General features: G+C 63.6%; 16 protein-coding genes. 8 read left to right on the top strand and 8 right to left on the bottom strand.

What is annotated here, in order from left to right:
* The first annotated feature begins 293 nt into the window (after nucleotides 1-293).
* Nucleotides 294-1,289, top strand: a complete 996-nt coding sequence (locus tag P0D84_RS13040) for an LLM class flavin-dependent oxidoreductase (protein ID WP_408339820.1) — start codon at nucleotides 294-296, stop codon at nucleotides 1,287-1,289.
* A 75-nt stretch (nucleotides 1,290-1,364) separates the two neighbouring features.
* Here P0D84_RS13040 and P0D84_RS13045 read toward each other — a convergent pair whose 3' ends face one another.
* On the bottom strand, nucleotides 1,365-2,552 hold the full coding sequence (locus P0D84_RS13045) for an alpha/beta fold hydrolase (protein ID WP_408336934.1): 1,188 nt from the start codon (nucleotides 2,550-2,552) through the stop codon (nucleotides 1,365-1,367).
* A gap of 562 nt (nucleotides 2,553-3,114) precedes the next feature.
* Between P0D84_RS13045 and glgC the strand changes: the two genes are divergently transcribed.
* The 4 genes from glgC to P0D84_RS13065 all read left to right on the top strand — a co-directional run bounded on the left by glgC (nucleotide 3,115) and on the right by P0D84_RS13065 (nucleotide 7,850).
* Nucleotides 3,115-4,380, top strand: coding sequence for a glucose-1-phosphate adenylyltransferase (gene glgC, locus P0D84_RS13050; protein WP_408336936.1), 1,266 nt, complete (start codon nucleotides 3,115-3,117; stop codon nucleotides 4,378-4,380).
* Nucleotides 4,381-4,507: 127 nt separating this feature from the next.
* Nucleotides 4,508-5,968 (top strand): glycogen synthase GlgA, encoded by a 1,461-nt coding sequence (glgA, locus tag P0D84_RS13055; RefSeq protein ID WP_408336938.1) that lies wholly within the window; start codon nucleotides 4,508-4,510, stop codon nucleotides 5,966-5,968.
* Nucleotides 5,969-6,278: 310 nt separating this feature from the next.
* A complete protein-coding gene (gene pdxY, locus P0D84_RS13060; RefSeq protein WP_408336940.1) occupies nucleotides 6,279-7,145 on the top strand; it encodes a pyridoxal kinase PdxY in 867 nt (288 codons plus the stop codon).
* Nucleotides 7,146-7,388: 243 nt separating this feature from the next.
* Nucleotides 7,389-7,850, top strand: coding sequence for a hypothetical protein (locus tag P0D84_RS13065; protein WP_408336942.1), 462 nt, complete (start codon nucleotides 7,389-7,391; stop codon nucleotides 7,848-7,850).
* Here the strand turns inward: P0D84_RS13065 and P0D84_RS13070 are convergent.
* On the bottom strand, nucleotides 7,803-8,402 hold the full coding sequence (locus P0D84_RS13070) for a hypothetical protein (protein WP_408336944.1): 600 nt from the start codon (nucleotides 8,400-8,402) through the stop codon (nucleotides 7,803-7,805). The genes P0D84_RS13065 and P0D84_RS13070 overlap by 48 nt on opposite strands.
* Nucleotides 8,403-8,759: 357 nt before the next feature.
* Between P0D84_RS13070 and P0D84_RS13075 the strand changes: the two genes are divergently transcribed.
* A complete protein-coding gene (locus P0D84_RS13075) occupies nucleotides 8,760-9,911 on the top strand; it encodes a branched-chain amino acid ABC transporter substrate-binding protein (protein WP_408336946.1) in 1,152 nt (383 codons plus the stop codon).
* A 182-nt stretch (nucleotides 9,912-10,093) separates the two neighbouring features.
* Here the strand turns inward: P0D84_RS13075 and P0D84_RS13080 are convergent, their stop codons facing one another.
* Nucleotides 10,094-12,079, bottom strand: coding sequence for a DUF3857 domain-containing transglutaminase family protein (locus P0D84_RS13080; RefSeq protein WP_408336948.1), 1,986 nt, complete (start codon nucleotides 12,077-12,079; stop codon nucleotides 10,094-10,096).
* Nucleotides 12,076-12,975 (bottom strand): helix-turn-helix transcriptional regulator, encoded by a 900-nt coding sequence (locus P0D84_RS13085; protein ID WP_408336950.1) that lies wholly within the window; start codon nucleotides 12,973-12,975, stop codon nucleotides 12,076-12,078. The genes P0D84_RS13080 and P0D84_RS13085 overlap by 4 nt, the downstream gene beginning before the upstream one ends.
* 111 nt (nucleotides 12,976-13,086) lie before the next feature.
* Between P0D84_RS13085 and P0D84_RS13090 the strand changes: the two genes are divergently transcribed.
* On the top strand, nucleotides 13,087-13,647 hold the full coding sequence (locus tag P0D84_RS13090) for a hypothetical protein (RefSeq protein ID WP_408336952.1): 561 nt from the start codon (nucleotides 13,087-13,089) through the stop codon (nucleotides 13,645-13,647).
* Nucleotides 13,648-13,707: 60 nt separating this feature from the next.
* On the opposite strand, the gene P0D84_RS13095 is transcribed toward P0D84_RS13090, so the two are convergent.
* Nucleotides 13,708-14,373: a hypothetical protein gene (locus tag P0D84_RS13095; protein ID WP_408336954.1), complete on the bottom strand. Its 666-nt coding sequence runs from the start codon at nucleotides 14,371-14,373 to the stop codon at nucleotides 13,708-13,710.
* A gap of 316 nt (nucleotides 14,374-14,689) precedes the next feature.
* Here P0D84_RS13095 and P0D84_RS13100 point away from each other — a divergent pair, with 316 nt between their 5' ends.
* Nucleotides 14,690-14,827, top strand: a complete 138-nt coding sequence (locus P0D84_RS13100) for a hypothetical protein (RefSeq protein ID WP_408336956.1) — start codon at nucleotides 14,690-14,692, stop codon at nucleotides 14,825-14,827.
* Between the two features lie 289 nt (nucleotides 14,828-15,116).
* On the opposite strand, the gene hutG is transcribed toward P0D84_RS13100, so the two are convergent.
* From hutG to hutI, 3 genes are all read right to left on the bottom strand, one after another.
* Nucleotides 15,117-15,938, bottom strand: coding sequence for an N-formylglutamate deformylase (gene hutG / locus P0D84_RS13105; protein WP_408336958.1), 822 nt, complete (start codon nucleotides 15,936-15,938; stop codon nucleotides 15,117-15,119).
* Nucleotides 15,939-16,028: 90 nt separating this feature from the next.
* Entirely contained in the window at nucleotides 16,029-17,426 is a 1,398-nt protein-coding gene (locus P0D84_RS13110) for a formimidoylglutamate deiminase (protein ID WP_408336960.1), read from the bottom strand.
* A 10-nt stretch (nucleotides 17,427-17,436) separates the two neighbouring features.
* Nucleotides 17,437-18,660, bottom strand: a complete 1,224-nt coding sequence (hutI, locus tag P0D84_RS13115; RefSeq protein ID WP_408336962.1) for an imidazolonepropionase — start codon at nucleotides 18,658-18,660, stop codon at nucleotides 17,437-17,439.
* Between the last annotated feature and the right edge of the window lie 63 nt (nucleotides 18,661-18,723).

An 18,723-nucleotide genomic window follows, 5' to 3' on the forward strand; every position in this document is an offset into this window, starting at 1 on the left:
CAAAGAAAAGTAGGTGCCCGCCCCGCACAGGGGCGACGCTAATAGACCAATATCAATTCAAGGAAAGGCCAACACCACAAAAGCACAGACAAACAAGCGCCGCGCAGGCAAACAAATCAACAACGGGCCACCGCCGCAGGCAAACAGACAACCAACCGCCACGCAGCCCCCGAACAGGCAAAAACAACACCCCTCCCACGAACGTGGACATCCCCCACCATCAGCAGAAAACCCAAACCTTTGCCACAATGCCCCATCGCGCGAAAGCGCCCGAAACCGCCAATGAACAGAAAATGATCCCCTTCTCGGTCCTAGACCTGTCGCCGGTCAACACCGGTGCCACCCCCGCGGACGCGTTCAAAAACACATTAGACCTCGCCCAACACGCGGAAAACTGGAACTACCGCCGCTTCTGGCTAGCGGAACACCACAACATGACCGGCATCGCCAGCGCGGCCACCTCAGTGGTGATCGGCTACGTCGCCGGTGGAACAAAGAAAATCCGCGTCGGCTCCGGCGGCGTCATGCTGCCAAACCACGCACCGCTAGTCATCGCGGAACAATTCGGTACCCTCGCCTCGCTCTACCCCGATCGTATCGACCTGGGCCTCGGCCGCGCGCCCGGCACCGATCAAAGCACCGCCCGCGCACTGCGCCGCGATTTGCAGAACAGCGCCGACTCTTTCCCCGACGACGTCGTCGAGCTGCAACGCTATTTCGCCGACCCCGTGCCGGGCCAGCGCATTCGCGCGGTCCCCGGCGCAGGTCTCCATGTGCCGCTGTGGCTGCTCGGATCGTCGCTGTTCAGCGCACAACTGGCTGCGGCTCTCGGTCTGCCGTTCGCGTTCGCATCGCACTTCGCGCCCGATTACATGTTCAGCGCGCTCAAGGTCTATCGCGAACAATTCCGGCCGTCGGCGACACTCGATAAACCGCACGCCATGGTCGGCGTCAACCTGTTCGCCGCCGACAGCAACGAAGCAGCGCAGCATCTGTTCACCTCGCTGCAGCAGCAGTTCATCAACCTGCGGCGTGGCACGCCCGGTCAGTTGCAGCCGCCGGTCGAACGGCTCGAAGCGTCGGAGATGGAGTTGAAAGGCGTCGCGCACTCGCTCGCCTGCTCCGTGATCGGCGATCGCGATACGGTACGCGAAGGACTGCTGTCGGTCATCGATCAGACCGGCGCAGATGAATTGATGCTGACCGCGCAAATCTACGATCACAAAGCGCGGCTGCGCTCGTTCGAGATCGCCGCGCAAGTGCGCGAAGAGTTGAGCGCCAGTAAGTAACGTCGCCGGCAAGCAAGAAAAAAGGGCGGCCTGTATTAACAAAGGCCGCCCTTCTTTTTTTGTCAACACCAAAACTCACCGATTTGCCGGCACCGCCGCCAGCCCCTCGAGCAGCGCCTTATAAAACGCCTGCGGGTCCTGGATCTGCGGCGCGTGCCCTAAACCGGCAAATTCGACGAGCGTCGCGTGCGGAATCGCCTTCGCCGCCGCCTTGCCCAACTCCGGGTAATGGCCGATCTTCGCGCGCACCTCGGGCGGCGCGGCGTCCTTGCCGATCGCAGTTGTGTCCTTCTGGCCGATCAGCAAAAGCGTCGGCATGGTCAGGTGGCTCAGTTCATACACCACCGGCTGCGTGTAAATCATGTCGTCCAGCAGCGCGGAATTCCACGCCACGATCTGTTTGCCCGGGCCGCGGTACATGCCCGCCAGCATCTGCACCCACGGCTCATAGTCCGCCCGCCACTGGCCCGCGTAATAGGTGGCCTGCTCGTAGCGGCGAATGCCGTCCGCGGTCGTCTTCAGTTCACGCTCGTACCATTGGTCAACGGATAACGACGGCACGCCCTTCGCCTTCCAGTCCTCGAGGCCGATCGGATTGACCAGCACCAGTTGCTGGGTTTCATGCGGATACATCAACGCATAGCGGATTGCGAGCATGCCGCCGGTCGAATGGCCGATCATGGTCGCGTCGCTCACGCCGAGCGATGCGAGCAGCGCATGCGTGTTGCGCGCCAGTTGCTGAAAACTGTACTGATAGTGCTCGGGCTTGCTCGACTTGCAAAAGCCGATCTGGTCCGGCGCGATCACCCGATAGCCGGCGTCGCTCAAACGATGGATGGTCGCGTCCCACGTCGCCGCGCAGAAATTCTTGCCATGCAGAAGCACGGCCGTGCGGCCGTTCGCATGCTCCGGCTTGATATCCATGTACGCCATGTGCAGCGCCGCGCCTTGCGAGGTGAAGTCGTACTGCTCGACTGGCGCCGGATAATTGAAGCCCTGCAACTCAGGGCCGTAAGCCGGGCCGCTGTTGTCCGCAGCCGCTGCGGGAGCGACACCCGCTGCAGCGAAATCGGGCTGGGGAACAGTACCAGAAGCGGAAGCAGCACCGGAAGCAGCCGTACTCCAGGCACTAACAGCACCAACGGCACTGGCAGGACCATCCGCCACCGCGGCACTGGCCGGCGTGGCGGCAAAGACACCTGGCGCCGCGGCTAGTATGCAGGCGCTCAACATGGCGAACAAAGACTGGCGGCGAAAATTCATCGATAGTTTTCTTGCAAAGAGAAATCGGCGGACAACATGCAGGCCTCGCGCGCCAACAGGCCAACGCGCGCACCCCGTTCAGAGCGCACGATTCTACGACGCGCCGTCCGACTCTGCTGCCGCACGCGCAAGCTGACGGCGGAGCCGGCCGGTTTGGCACGCATATTGCGGCACTGCACCTCGCACCCTATGTGGCGTGGCGCACGGATGCCTGGGATGCAAGGGTTGATCGTGCGCAAGTAGGCAGGCGACCGGCATCCGCACAATTCACACTACTCCCCCGCGGCAAATCAGTGCTAGAACTAGCAGACGGGGCCGCGAAGACGGCGCCGCCGGCAGCACGAATCATCAGCGGAGAGCAGCGGAACAGAAGCAGGCGAACAAGACATCCGGGGCATGCTAATCAGCAACTATCTTGCATGGGACCGGAGTAAGCGCTATGGGGCTGGCGTAAACGCAACTAAAGCGTCAACTCCAGCCGACACGCTAACTCCAGTCGATGCGCTGCATGGCACCGGAGTAAGCGCTAAAGCGCCAACTCCGGTCGACAAAGGAGACAGACATGGAAACTCCGGCACGGCTGAATGATCTGCAACGCACTACCCTCGCCATCGTCCTCGCGGGCGGACGGGGCACGCGGCTTGGGCCGCTCACCAACAAACGCGTCAAACCGGCGGTGCACTTCGGCGGCAAATACCGGATCATCGACTTCGCGCTCTCCAATTGTCTGAACTCCGGCATCCGCCGCATCGCGGTGGTCACGCAATACAAGGCGCACTCGTTATTGCGCCACATGCAGCGCGGCTGGGGCTTCCTGCGCGGCGAATTCGGCGAATTCATCGATCTGTGGCCGGCCCAGCAGCGTGTGGAAGGCGCGCACTGGTACCGTGGCACCGCCGACGCCGTATTTCAGAATCTCGACATCATCCGCTCGATCCGGCCGAAATATGTGGTGGTGCTGGCGGGCGACCACATCTACAAGATGGACTACACGCGCATGATCGCGGACCACGCGGAAAGCGGCGCGGATTGCACGGTCGGCTGCATCGAGGTGCCGCGCATGGAGGCCGTCGCGTTCGGCGTAATGGCGGTGGATGAAAACCGCCGCGTCACCGGCTTCGTCGAAAAACCCGCCGATCCGCCCGCCATGCCGGGCCGCCCCGATTCCGCGCTCGCGAGCATGGGCATCTACGTGTTCAGTTCCGATTACCTGTATTCGCTGCTCGAGGAGAACATCTCGAGCGTCGATACCGATCACGACTTCGGCAAGGACATCCTTCCGCGCGTGGTCACACAGGGCACGGCGATCGCGCATCCGTTCAGCATGTCGTGCGTCTCGTCGAGCCCGGACGTGGAGCCATATTGGCGCGACGTCGGCACGATCGACGCCTACTGGGCCGCCAATCTCGACCTCGCCTCCACCATTCCGACGCTCGACCTATACGACCGCAACTGGCCGATCTGGACATATCAGGAACAGTTACCGCCCGCCAAATTCGTCCGCGACATGAAAGGATTGCAAGGCTCCGGCAACAATCTGATCGTGTGCGGCGGCTGTGTGATTTCGGGCTCGCAGATTTCGCGCTCCGTGTTGTCGTCGAACGTCAAAGTGAGTTCGTTCTGTAATATCAATGAGGCAGTCTTATTGCCGCAGGTCACCGTCGGCGCGAGCTGCCGGCTGCAGAAGGTAGTGGTGGACCGCGGCTGCGCCATTCCGGACGGCACGGTGATCGGCGAAGATCCCGTGGCCGACGCCGAACGCTTCTATCGCACGGACGATGGCGTCGTGCTGGTGACGCCCGAGGCACTGCGGCAGAAGGGGAAGTGATCCGCGCCGGAGCGGCAACGCGAAAGAACTGAACGGGCTGGCGGAGCCGCCGCCCGTCTTGCCGCTCCTGTAAGCCTTCATGTCACCGTTACGCAAACCTCGCACTAACAGGAACGAGACCGAGCCTATGACGATTCGCGCCCTGCACGTCGCAAGCGAGTTGTATCCCCTCCTCAAAACGGGCGGTCTTGCCGACGTCGCGGGCGCGCTGCCGCCGGCGCTGAGCGAGCTCGGCGCCGATGTACGGGTGCTGCTGCCCGGCTTCCCGGCGGTGGTCGCCGGTTTGAGCGACTTGCGGCCGGTGGCGCAACTGGGCCGCCGTTTCGATTCGCCAGGCGTCACGCTCGAACAGGGCACGCTGCCGTCGAACGGTCTGATCGTCTATGTGATCCGCGCCGGTACGCTGTACGACCGGCCCGGCAACCCCTATCTGAACGAAGAACACGTGCCGTACGGCGACAACGCGCAACGTTTCGCCCTGCTCGGCTGGGTCGCCGCGCAACTGGCACAGCACCTCGACCCGGCGTGGGCGCCGCAGATCGTCCACGCGCACGACTGGCACGCCGGGCTCGCGCCGGCGTATCTGAAGGCCGCTGAACGGCAGCACGGCCGCTCCTTCGCGCGCACTGTCTTCACTGTGCACAACCTGGCGTATCAGGGCGTTTTTCCGGCGCATCTGTTCGGCCAGCTAGCGCTGCCGGACGACTTCTTCAGCATGCACGGCGTCGAATTCTACGGGCAGTTGTCGTTCCTCAAGGCGGGCCTCTACTACAGCGACCGTATCACCACCGTCAGCCCCACCTATGCCCGCGAAATCCAGACACTCGCCCAGGGCGGCGGGCTCGATGCATTGCTGCGCCATCGCACACACGATCTGAGCGGCATCCTGAACGGCGTCGACTACGCCGTGTGGAATCCCGCCACCGACGCGCTGCTCGAAGATCACTACACGGCCAGCCGTCTGGCCGGCAAGCTGGCCTGCAAGGAGGCGCTGCAGAAACGCTTCGGCCTCGCGCAGAAAAGCGATGCGCTGCTGTTCGGCGTGGTGAGCCGGCTGACCGAGCAGAAAGGCCTCGACCTGCTGCTCGAGACGGTCCCCGAAATCGTCAAACGCGGCGGCCAGCTGGTGGTATTCGGCACCGGCGATCCGGCGCTCGAACACGGTTTGAAACGCGTCGCGCATGCGCATCCGGAATCGGTGGCGGTCGAACTGGGTTTCGACGAAACGCTCGCGCACACGATCGTCGCCGGCAGCGACGTGATCGCGGTGCCGTCGCGCTTCGAGCCATGCGGGCTGACGCAACTGTATGCGCTGGCTTATGGGTCGCTGCCGCTCGTGCATTGCGTCGGCGGCCTGGCGGACACGGTGGTCGACGCGTCGCTCGAAAATCTCGCCGACGATCTCGCCACCGGCTTCGTGTTCGAACGATTCGAACCGAAAGGCCTGACGGCAGCGATCCGCCGCGCGTTTGCACTCCACGAGCGCCGCACCGAGTGGAAAGCCACGCAGCGTCGCGCGATGCGTCAGGATTTCGGCTGGGGCGCTTCGGCCGAGCGCTATCTGACGTTGTATCGCGAACTCGCCTGAAGCGCGGCTGCGCAAAACCTCGACAACGGCCCACTCACGTAGCGCTGGCTTTTACGCAAGCCGGCGCCCTAAGTGCCCTTCGTCCTGGCGCCCCGTCCCCCCGTTTGATGGTTCGACGCAACAACACGGGGACGGATCACCTCGCGCGTGACAAACTCATGTATTGTTTCCTGACTACGCAGATTGGCGTTTTTCTTGCATCATCTGTAACAGTCATGCCGTTTCAGGCGCCCGGGCCATGTCCGGTTCGTTGCCGCGGCCATCCTTCCGCTCTCATTGATCGCGCATCATCGCCTGCGCCGGCCACACCATGACGAAAAACGTTCTGAGCATCCAGTCACATGTCGTCTTCGGGCACGCCGGTAACAGCGCGGCCGTGTTTCCGATGCGCCGGCTCGGCGTCAATGTCTGGCCGCTCAATACCGTCCAGTTCTCGAATCACACGCAGTACGGCCATTGGACCGGCGGTGCGATCGAGGCCTCGCAAATGGAAGAGCTGGTCGAGGGGATCGGCGCGATCGGCATGCTGCCGCGCTGCGACGCCGTGCTGTCCGGCTATCTGGGCACCCCTGAGCAGGCGCAATCGGTGCTGGAAATCGTCAAGGCCGTGAAGGCCGCGAATCCACGCGCGTGGTACTTCTGCGATCCGGTGATGGGCGCCGCGAGCGGTTGCAAGGTCGAACCGGGCATCCAGGAATTTCTCGTGCGCACCATGCCGGAGATGGCCGACGCGATGGCACCGAACCATACCGAGTTGCAACGCCTGGTAGGCCGCGAGATCGATACGCTCGAGGAAGCCGTGACCGCCTGCCGCGAGGTTATCGCCCGCGGGCCGAAGCTCATGCTGGTCAAGCATCTGCTCGATCGTAACAGCCCCGCCGACCGGTTCAACATGCTGGTCGTCACCGAGCGCGAGGCGTGGATGGGCCAGCGTCCGCTCTACCCGTTCGCGCGGCAGCCGGTGGGCGTCGGCGATCTGACGAGCGCGGTGTTTGTCGCGCGCACGCTGCTGGGCGATTCGATCCGCGCGGCCTTTGAACACACGCTGGCCGCCGTGAACGCGGTAGTCAAGGCGACATGGCAGGCTGGGCGCTATGAACTGGAACTGGTGGCCGTGCAGAACGAAATCGCGCAGCCGCGTGAATGGTTCGACGCCTGGGTGGCGGAGACAGCGTAAGTCGGCGGAGAGAACCGCGGTTCCACGAAGCGATCTCATCACGACCGGCCTGAAGACACGCTGCAGTGGGTGCTTCGGCCGCACAGCACGATCTGCTCGCGGGAGACACGTGACCCACGTCTGTTAGCCGGCGGTCCTATAATGCGTGCCGCGTGGGCGAGGCACGTACCCGCCCGCACCGCATTTTTCAGGTATCCGGGCGTCCGGGCTTCCGGCATCCGGCATTCAGCAGACGAGGCATCGATGGACGGTTATATCCGCAGCGAGCGGGAAGAATTTTTTGAACAGTTGTGCATAAGCGTCGACGCGGACGAAGCGCACGAGCAGGAAGCGATCGAGTACTTCGAGAACCAGTTTGACCAGGCCGACTTCGATCCGGCACAGTGGCTCGACATCGCACTCTACTATTCGCCGGCGGTGGCGCGCGGCATCGTCGACATGGTGACGCCCGACGACAAGGCGCGCAGCAACATCGCCGAAGTGATCGCCGACAACCTCGACATTTCGTACGGCGAGGACGAGTGCCAGCAGTTCGCCGAGACCATCGAATTCGCACTCAACAATGGCGTGCCGGTGGACCTCGACCTGGTGCTCGACGGCTGCCAGCGCGCGATCGACGATCTCGACACCTGGGCCGATGAAGAGACCAAGGCGCCGCTACTGCGTCTGCGTGAAGAGTTGCTGCGCCAGCAAGGCGAGCGTTGAGGGCGTTTTGACTGGCCTGCGTTTTTGTCCGGCTGGCTTGTCGTTTTGATTGGCGTATTCGCGGGTCTTGTTCCGCGAGTGCGCGACTGGTGAGGCCGGGGCGCACGTCGGCTCGTTGAACGGCGTGGCCAGCGTTGCTTTGCTGGACCCGTCCTGCTGGTCTACGTTAGCCCCTCCCCTCCAAGCTGCTTCGGCGGGCGGCGTTCCCGCGCCGCATTCCTCGGTACGCCCGTGGATTCCCTGCATTTCCTGCATTTCCTGCATTTCCTGCATTTCCTGCATTTCCTGCGTATCTGCATATCTGCATATCTGCATATCTGCATATCTGCATATCTGCATTCCGTGCATTCCGTGCATTCCGTGCATTCCGTGCATTCCGCCATTCCGCCATTCCGCCATTCCGCCATTCCGCCATTCCGCCATTCCGCCATTCCGCCATTCCGCCATTCCGTGCATTCCGCCATTCCGCCATTCCGCCATTCCGCCATTCCGCCATTCCGCCATTCCGCCATTCCGCCATTCCGCCATTCCGCCATTCCGCTTCTTAAGCATATGCCGCAATCCGCGCCTACGCGATGCTGCTGACAGGCTGTCAGCCCAAGCGCCGTGCCGCCTATGCTGAAATGCTCATTCAAAGCGCCGCGAACTGCCAAGACGGTGACAAATTGGCTTTCTATATTCGCGCCAGATTGACCCGCATCTGAACGCACTTCGCAGCCCCCCGATCCCAAGAGGACTTCCTTCGGGACGGGGACTCCCTACGGGGCAGATTCCCCGATTGTTTATGGCGTCCAATCATCCGTACTCTTGACGATGCGCGCCACGCGAAGTGAACCCAGGCTCGCGCGCCGATCCAGCGTTACTGCCTTGCCGCTTTCACACCTGAAACTGTCGATGGAGAGTGAGACCATGAGCCTTCGCAACACGCTGAAACCGCTTGCACTGTTCGTTGGCGCTGTCTTCGCGATCGTGCCGCCGGCCAGTTTTGCCGACGACCTGCCGGTGAAGATCGGCTTCGCCGCGCCGCTGACCGGGGCCAACGCCGGCTACGGCAAGGACCTGGAGAACGGCGTCCGGCTGGCGGTCGAGGAAGCCAACGCGCAGAAGATCAAGATCGGCGACAAGGTCGCGCAATTCCAGATCGTTTCCGAGGATGACCAGGCCGACCCGCGCATCGGCGTGCAGGCCGCGCAGAAGCTGGTCGACGCGGGCGTGTCGGTGGTGGTCGGCCACTTCAATTCGGGCACGACGATTCCGGCTTCGCAGGTGTACGAACAAGCCGGCATTCCGGTGATCGACCCGGCCGCGACCAATCCGGTCATTACCGGGCGAGGCTTTGCGAACACCTTCATGGTGATTTCCACCGACGCGCAGAACGCCGGCAACGCGGGCGTCTACGCCGTGGAGGTGACCAAGGCCAAACGCCTTGCGATCATCGACGACCGCACCGCCTTCGGCCAGGGCGAGGCCGACGAGTTCGAGAAGGCGGTGAAGGCACACGGCGGCACCATCGTGACGCGCGAATACACCGACAATCGCGCGGTGGACTTCAGCACGCAGATCACCAAGATCAAGGCGACCAACGCGGATCTGATTTTCTTCGGCGGTCTGGATACCCAGGCGGCGGGCTTTGCGAAGCGGATGAAGCAGTTGGGGATGAACGCGCAACTGGTGGGCGGTGGCGGCGTGATGGACCAGGACTTCATCAAGCTTGCCGGCGACTCGGCCGAAGGCGTGATGGCCTGGGAATACGGCAGACCGTTGGCCCAGTTGCCGGGCGGCAAGGACTTTTCCGCGAAGTTCAAAAAGCGCTTCGGGGTGGATATCCTGTCGTACGCGCCGTTTGGGTATGACGGCGCATGGGCCGCAATCAAGGCGATGCAGCAGGCGAAATCGAGTTCGCCGGCGGTCTACCGGCCGGTGCTCAAGGCGATCGACTACGACGGCGTGACCGGGAAGATTTCTTTCGACAGCACCGGGGCGCTGAAGAGCGGTGCTTCCACGCTGTATCAGGTCAAGAACGGAGCGTGGGTGCCTATCGTGACCAAGAGCGGGAGTTAAGCGTCTCGTTTTGCCCATGACGGCCGTGTTGTTCGTGCGGCAGTGGTGGTGTTTTCTACTGCCGCTGCCGTTGGCACTGCCGCTGCCGCCGCTACCACTACCACTGCCACTGCCAATGCCGCGCGCATTGCCACTGCCGATGCCACTGCCACCGCCGCTCCCATTGCCACTGCCTCGCGTGCCTACCTGGCAACCTTGACCACCACCTCGGCATCGAGATCCCGCTCGATCCGGACAAGATCGTCCTTCACTTCGGCGAATTCATCAGCGGAACACATCTGATGCCCAAACGTGGCGCGAAGGTGTCGCCTCACCTGCAGGACTCGCGCGGCCGGATCGAACACGTAGCGAGAAGAAAACTCGAAGAACCGATCCTTCACCGTGGCATCCGGCGGAACATCCGACACGCGCGCGAACCTCGGCAGCGCCATCTCCAGCGTCTCATCGAATTCCCCGCCGATGCACGCCCACGGCTGGGTCCGGGCGGGCTCCGCAAGCCATCCCTGCACCTGCCCCGCCATTCCGCCGGACAAGCTGGTCAGCGCGGGCACCGCCGTCGTGCCGTCGGTCCAGACAAAGTGTTCGACGCGTCCTTGCATCGACGTGGAAAACGGGCCGCCGGTCGCGCCCACATCGCCCACGCGCAACTGCGCGGTGCCATGCAAGCCGGTCAGTAATAGACGATTGGCCGCGATCTGCTGCGTACGCTGGCGCGTCGCCCGTCGAAACGTATTGCGTTCGAGCTCCGCGGTATAGCCATCGTCCTCCACGCGGTAAGCGTAGTTCGCCGCCCCGCTCTCATCGATATCGATCTGCAGACGCGCAGTGCGCTCGCGCATTTGCGTGGCCGGCGTGCGCGATAACACTCCGGCGTCGACCAGCAGGACCGGCCGGTCCATGACGCTCGGCGGCAAATAGCCAAAGCCGACGCCGCCCGCCGTGGTGTCGGCGAACAACGACAACTCAGGAATCCAGACGATTGCATGATTGATCGCACTTGCACCGTATCCGGGCACGTCCGGCAAACTGTAATAAGGCCCGAGATTGAGCAGCACGGCCTCACTGCGGATGCCGACCGCGGCGAGGAGCGCGCCGTACAACGCGACGTGGTCCTTGCAGTCGCCATAGCGGTTGCGCAGGATGTCGATCGCCTTGTGCGGGATCGCCGCCGTTTCGCCGAGAAACAGCGCGACGTAGCGAATATTCAAACGCATCCAGTCGTACAGGATCTGCGCCTTCGCGCGCGGGTCGCTGGCCTGGGCGGTCAGGCTCTCTGCGAGTCGAACGATCGCCGGGTCGCTCGCCGTCGCGTCGGCGGCAGGACCGCGATAGCGCGCGGCAAAACTCGCGAAGTCCGGCACCGTCGACACCATCAACCGGTCGCCCCAGTTCGCATAGCCGACCGCGCCCGCTTCGAGCGGCGCATAGGGGCCGTGCCGGTAGTCGAACTCGTAGCGGGTGCGGCCGTTTGCCGTCACCGGTGGCAGCGCGACGTAGCCACGCGCATCGGCATAAAGCGGCACGTCGGCGGGCAGGTCGAAGATCAGACGCTGCATCTCGACCGGATCGCGCGTCGGTTCGACCAGGTAGGCGAAGGTGCCGGCCTGCAGGGGCTTCGTGCGGGTCTTGCGAAACGCCAGATGCACGCGCGAGCCAGGCTCGACGCCCGGAAAGATCACCGTGCGCAGCACCCCGTCTTCGAAACTCGGCGCGCCCGCCGAGCGGGGTTCCTGCACGTCGCGGATCGCCTCGGGGCCGACCGGATGCGCGACGCCGTTCGGGTCGATCGTTTCGGCGCCCAGCAATTGCACCTGCTCGATATCCTTGTTGAACCACACGTAGCGTTGCGCAATATCGTCGACGCCGCTCGTCGTGTTGGCCCGCAGGACCGTGTCGTCGTGTTCTTCGACGGAGCCGTCCTTCTGGATCACGAAGAGATGGACGTCGCGCTCCATCGTCGAGGGGGAGAGGTCGTCGTTTGGGGGGCTTGAGGGGCTTGACGTGCTTGACGTGCTGGACGTGCTGGACGTGCCGGACGTGCTGGACGTGCCTGAAGCGCTGGTGGTGCTTAAGTTGCTGGCGGTACTCCCCTCAGCCTGCGAGACGGTTGCGCACGCAACCAGCGCCAACGCGGCGGCCAGCCTGATGAACAGAGCGCACCACGTCATGCGCGACGCGCCCTGCCCCGCGCGCGCCATGCCCGCGGACTCGACGCAAACTCCGCGCGAAACGCATGATTGAAATTCGACAGATCGTTGAAGCCGCAATCGAGCGCGATATCGACGACCTTCGCGTTGTCGTCGTGAAGGCGCAGCGCCGCCGCTCGCAAACGTGCCCGCAGCACATATTGATGCGGCGTCACGCCGCTCACGCGCTGGAACGTACGCAGGAAATAGAACTCGCTCAGGCCCGCCGCGGCAGCGAGGCTCGTGAGCGTATGCGGCGCGCCAGGGGTGTCGTCGATCAGGCGCACCGTCTGCGCGACGCGCGACCAGGCCGTGGCGCTTGCAGGTGGTTCCGCATGCGTCAACCCGCCCGCCGCCTTGAGCGTGGCGACGGCCAGTTCGGCCGCGAGTTCGTCCCACACCGTCTCGCCTGCTTCCAACGCGCCGGCACAAGCCCGCGCAATCAGCGGCGACAACGCGGCTAGCGATGGAATGCGCGCGAGCCTGAAGTTGAGATTGCCGCTCGCGATGCCCGCATCGGCGGCGAGCCGCTCAAAGTACGCGGGTGCATAGCGGAAGGCGATGCAGCGATCGCCGGCCGCATGCCGATGGCCACATTCGAAACAGTCACCCGGATTGCCGAGCAGCAGCGCGCCCGGCGCAAGCAACTCACGCCCCGTGCCCGCCCGGTAGCCGAACGAACCGGCGACCACCATCGCGATGCACACACCGGCGTGCCGTTCTTCGAATGGCTGGTCGCGTGGGCCGAAGGTGCAAAGGATGTCCGCGACATCCCAGCCCTCGCCCTGGGCCAACGCACGCGCGCTCGTGCTGCCGCGCGTGCCTTCCCGTGCCCGCTGCGCGAGTGCCTGCTGCAAAGTGACGGCAATTTTCCCCAAGATGCACCTCGGCAGAGACCGTATCGTGGTTTTAGCACATCGGCGGCCGGCGTGGTTTTGCCCGTTCCGGCGAGAGCGCTTTTCACTGGAACACCCGAAGGAGCACACACGATGAACCTGCTGGACGACACCCTGGACGGCGAGTTTCACGCCGCATTGAGCGCCCCGGCGCGCGCCGCCGGCATCGCCGCGGCGGACGACGTTTACGGCTGGCTGATCGGCAGTTGGGACATGGACGTGCTGCATTACCGCGTCGATCTGGGCAGCGCGCGCCGCCGCGGCGAGATCCATTTCGGCTGGGTACTGGAGGGCCGCGCCGTGCAGGACGTCTGGATCATGCCGCCGCGCAGCGCGCCTCACAGCGGGCTCGAACCCGGCGACACGATGTACGGCACCACGCTGCGAGTGTGGGACCCAGCACTGCGGGCGTGGCGCGTGACCTACCTCAATCCGCTGACTGGCCAGCGCGATGAACTGACCGGCCGGCGCGTCGGCAATGATCTCGTGCAGATCGGCACACACGCCGACGGCACGCCGATCCGATGGAATTTCACCGAGATCACGAGCGATTCGTTCCGCTGGACCGGCGTCGCGCTTGCGCAGGATGGCGTGACGTGGACGCTCGAGGCGGAATTTCACGCGCGGCGCAGGCGTCAGGTGGCTCGACATTAGGCTGCGGCGTGGCGGCGAGCGGCTTCAAGCCCGCATAAAACAGAAACCCTGCTGCGGGCATCAATCGCCCTCCCCGATTTGCCCAAGCAAAGCCTGCAAGCGCTCCACATGCCTGAGCAGTAAATGCCGATGCTTTTCGATCTGTTCCAGCCGGCCGGCCAGGTCGGCCTGAATCGGATCGTCGAGATCGGCGGCGGCGATCACCTCCTCCACTTTCGAGCGCATCGACGCAAGGTCCACCGGCGCATGACTCAAATGCCGCTCGAAACGCCGCACGTCCTGCATCGCCACATCGCGGACCTTGCGAAAATGCGCCTGACGCCGATGCGTTTCGGCGTCGAGCGTCTCTTCTTCCACGCGTTTGGCCGGGCCCGTCTGGCCGAAAATCGGCTCGGGCGGCCGCAGCACGGTCTTCTTGCGCACCGGATGCGCGGTGCCGCGAAACCGCGCAAGCGGCTGTTCATTGTCGATTGCTTCGCGCGCCTTGGCCGGTATGTCCTCTTGCGTGTGTGACGCGTTCATCCAGCCGTTCGGCAAGCCCGTGACCGCCTCGATACCGCGCACGAACTCCTCGCTGAATTCGCGCTGGCCGGACAAGATCAGTTTCAGATAGCTGGCGGAAAAGGTCATCATGCGCGCGAGACGCGTCGCCGCGCCCACCTCGCGGGTCAGCAGCACCAGGTTCGCTCGCCAGACCGGGAGCAGTAATTCGTCGGAATCTTCCATTGCTGGGTCTTCCATCTTTTGCCCGATGTATGGACGACGCGATACGCACGCGTCATCGGATTGAAAGGGTAGCCGTTTCACGGCGTGGCGCGCAATCCCGGAGCGAACATATGGCGGCTACAGATGGGTTGAAATTACACGCTACGCTGCGCCGCCGCTCAGGGATAAAACGCCACGAAGCTCGTCGTTTTGAGTTGACCCATGCATTCGGCCAGCGTTCCTGTGCTGAGCGCGCGATCTGTGGCATCCTTGCGCATCGTTGCGGCACGCTTCGTGCTGCAGCGTTAGCACCATCACGTCGATTAAGGATTTTGTAATGAAGAAAATCATTCTTGCCCTCGCAGCAGCCGTAGCTGCCCTCAGCGCGATCGCTCCCGCCCAGGCCTACGAGCATCATCACAAGGAATGCCACAAAGTGCGCGTCCACCATCATTGGGAAAACCGCTGCCACTAATGGCCGGGTCTCGCCCGCGAGGGTGAACCGAGGGTGAACAAAAAGCCCCGCTTTTACGCGGGGCTTTTTTTACGCCCGGGCGCGTGTGCCGGCATGTTCTGCAACGCTCTATAAGTTCTGCGCGAAACGGCCAGCATGCAATCACGGACACATGCTGTTACACCTTTGCAGGGTGAGGGGATGCGTCAAGGCGACCTCGCGCGACGCGAAGCGCCGTGAACGCCGCAGGGAGATCAGATGAAAAGCGACGACAGCGGCGCCGACCGGGTCGACGCGCGCGAGCGGTGGGTCACGCTGCCTTGATGCGCTCCAAAGCCGTCGCCACCAGTTCTTCAAGCAGAGGCTGGACCTTCACGGCCAGTGTCTCGTCATACGCATACGGCATCTGCTCCTCCATATACGTAATCTGCGACAACTCGAGCTGTACCGCGTGCACACCCTGCGAGGGCTGCCCATACTGCCGCGTGATATAGCCGCCCTTGAAGCGCCCGTTGGCGACAGCGGAATACCCGCCATGCCGCTCGACCACCGCGGCCAGTTCCTCGCCCACTCCCGCCACCGCGCTGGCGCCGTTCGACGTGCCGAAATTGAAATCCGGCAGACGTCCCTCGAAAAACCGCGGCACCTGCGAGCGGATCGAATGCGCCTCCCACAGCAGCACCTTGCCGTGCTTCGCCTTCAGCGCGGCAAGCTCGCCCGCCAGCGCATCGTGATAGGGCTTCCAGTAAGCATCGCGCCGGCGTGCGACTTCGGCATCGGTCGGCAGATGGCCTTCGAGGTACAAGGGTTCCTTGTCGAAGGTATCGACCGGCAGCAAGCCGGTGGTGTCCTGCCCCGGATAGAGATTCGCGCCATCGGGCGGACGGTTCAGATCGATCACATAACGCGCGTACGTCGGCGCGAGAATCGACGCGCCCATGCGCCTCGCAAACGCGTAGAGACGGTCGAGGTGCCAGTCGCAGTCGTCGGTGCGCTGCGCGACCGGCGTCATCGTCGCGGCGATATCGGCGGGAATTTGCGTGCCCAGATGCGGGATCGAAATCAGCAACGGCAGGCTGCCTTGATGCAGCGACAAAACCGGCGGAGTAGTTGCAATAGACGAAGCAGTCATGTCAGTCCGGAATCGATGGGATCGAAAGAAATCTCAGTTTATTCGGCAATTCACGCGCGCATTTCGCTTCAGCATGTGGCATTCAGCCGCTCACCTGAGCAAATCGGCGAGCGCCCCGCGATAGCGCGCGTAAGCACCCTCTTCATCGCGATGCCGACGGTTGTCGACGACCTTGTCGCCGCCCGTGTAGACGTCGCGAATCGGCGTCTCGCCATGCTCGCAGAATACAACGCCCGAGAGCCACGCGTTCGGCGCGTGCTCGGCGATGCTCGAATGAACGGGATCGAGTACCAGCCAGTCGGCACGCTTGCCAGCCTGCAGCGCGCCGACGGCACGGCCCGTTGCGTGCGCGCCGCCGTCGAGCGCGGCGTCGAACAAACGATCGGCCACATGCGTGGCCCGCGCCGATGCCAGCACGTTGCGCTGACGTCGCGTAAGACGCTGGCCGTATTCGAGCAAACGCAATTCCGCCCGCCAGTCGACGCCGATATGGCTATCCGAACCGACGCCGATGCGCCCTTGCGCGTCGAGGTACTCGTGTGCCGGAAAAATGCCGTCGCCGAGATTGGCTTCGGTGGTCAAACACAAACCGGCGACCGCGCCGCTTTTTGCGAGCGCAAGCGTTTCGTTCGCATCGACGTGCGTGGCATGCACGAGGCACCAGCGGCTGTCCACATCGAAGCGATCGAGCAGCCATTGCACCGGCCGCGCCCCTTCGGTTTCGAGGCAGGCGTCGACTTCGGCGGTTTGCTCGGCGATGTGGATGTGAACCGGCGCGCTTCTATCGATACCGCTCAGCAAGTCACGCAACGACTCGGCCGATACCGCGCGCAACGAATGCGGCGCCACGCCATAACGCAATGCGGCGCTCTCAGGCCGCGCCGCGCGCAACGTGCCGAGCAGATCGAGCAGACTCTCCGGCGTATTGATGAAGCGCTGCTGATCTTCGCGCGGTGCACGCGAACCGAAACCGCTGTACTGATACAGCACGGGCAGCATCGTCATGCCGATGCCGCTCGTCGAAGCCGCGTCCACCACACGCTGCGCCAGTTCCGCCTGGTTCGAATAGCGGCTGCCATCCGGCGTGTGATGCACGTAGTGAAATTCGCAGACCGACGTATAGCCCGCTTTCAACATCTCGATGTACAACCACTGCGCGACAGCAGCGAGTCCTTCCGGCGTGATCCGCGCCGCAAAGCGATACATCAGGTCGCGCCAGCTCCAGAAGTTATCGGTGGCCCCGGTGCCCGATGCGGCGCGATATTCGGTGAGGCCGGCCATCGCGCGTTGAAACGCATGCGAGTGAAGATTCGGCATGCCGGGCAAGACAGGACCGGCGGCTTTTTCAACGCCTTCAGGAACACCAGCCGTATCGGGCGTAACCGACGTCAGCGTGCCATTTGCGTCCCATTCCAGCAGCACATTGCGGCGCCAGCCGTCGGGCAGATAGGCGTGATCGGCGAATAGTGATCGTTGTGTTTGCATCATCTCTCAGGCCCTAGCTCAATTCACGCCGTGCATAAACGGTCTCGCCCGCGCGCACGACTCGCGCGCACAACGGACGCCCAATCCAGTAGGCCAGCTCGGCCAGCGTTGCCACCGACCACACCGCGAAATCCGCCGCGCGCCCTGCTTCCAGCGAACCGTGCGTATCTGCCTTGCCGAGCGCACGCGCAGCATGCGAGGTCACGCCTTGCAGCACTTCGGGCACGGTCATGCGGAACAGCGTGGTCGCCATGTTCATCATGAGCAGCAGCGACGTGGTGGGCGATGTGCCGGGATTGCTGTCGGTGGAAATCGCGATCGGCACCTGATAGCGCCGCAGCAAGTCCAAAGGCGGCAGTTGCGTCTCGCGGATGAAGTAATACGCGCCGGGCAGCAGTACGGCGACGGTGCCGGACGCTTTCATCGCGGCGACACCCGCTTCGTCGAGAAACTCAAGGTGATCCGCGGACAGCGCATGATGGCGCGCGGCCAATGCCGTGCCGCCGCCGTTCGACAACTGCTCGGCGTGCATTTTCACCGGCAACTTATAGCGCTCGGCGGCTTTAAACACGCGTTCGCTTTGTTCCAGCGAAAAACCGATACGCTCGCAAAACACGTCGACCGCATCGACGAGGCCTTCGTCGGCGAGCGCGGGCAGCATCGTATTACAGACTTCGTCGATATAGGCATCGGCTCTTCCCGCGAATTCGGGCGGCAATGCATGCGCGCCGAGAAACGTCGTATAGACCGTCACCGGATAGCGCTCGCCCAACCGGCGCGCAACGCGCAGCATCTTGCGTTCGCTGGCGAGATCGAGGCCGTAGCCGGATTTTATTTCGATCGCCGTCACGCCTTCGGCGAGCAGCGGTTCGAGGCGCGCGGCCGATTGGCGGAACAGCGAGTCTTCGTCGGCGGCACGCGTGGCGCGCACCGTCGAGACAATACCGCCACCCTGCCGCGCGATTTCCTCATAGCTGACCCCCGCGAGGCGCTGCGCGAATTCATCGGCGCGCTGCCCGCCGTACACCAGATGCGTATGGCAATCGACGAGACCCGGCGTCACCCACGCACCATGCAGATCTTCGCGCGGCCATGCGGCGTAATCGGCGGGTAATTCGGAGGCCGCGCCGAGCCATGCGATTTTGCCGTTTTCAACGGCAATCGCAGCATCGGGCAGCGTGTGTTGGGGATCGCCCTGGGGGCACAGTTTCAGGTGATGCCAGACGGTTTGCTTCATCGCGTGCTCTTTGCAGCTCGTTGCGTGTCTGTGGTGGTTCGCGGCGCGCTTCGCCTGGCTTGC

The organism is Paraburkholderia sp. RL17-337-BIB-A (assembly GCF_046025895.1).
In the GTDB taxonomy this organism is placed as follows: Bacteria; Pseudomonadota; Gammaproteobacteria; order Burkholderiales; family Burkholderiaceae; genus Paraburkholderia; species Paraburkholderia fungorum_C.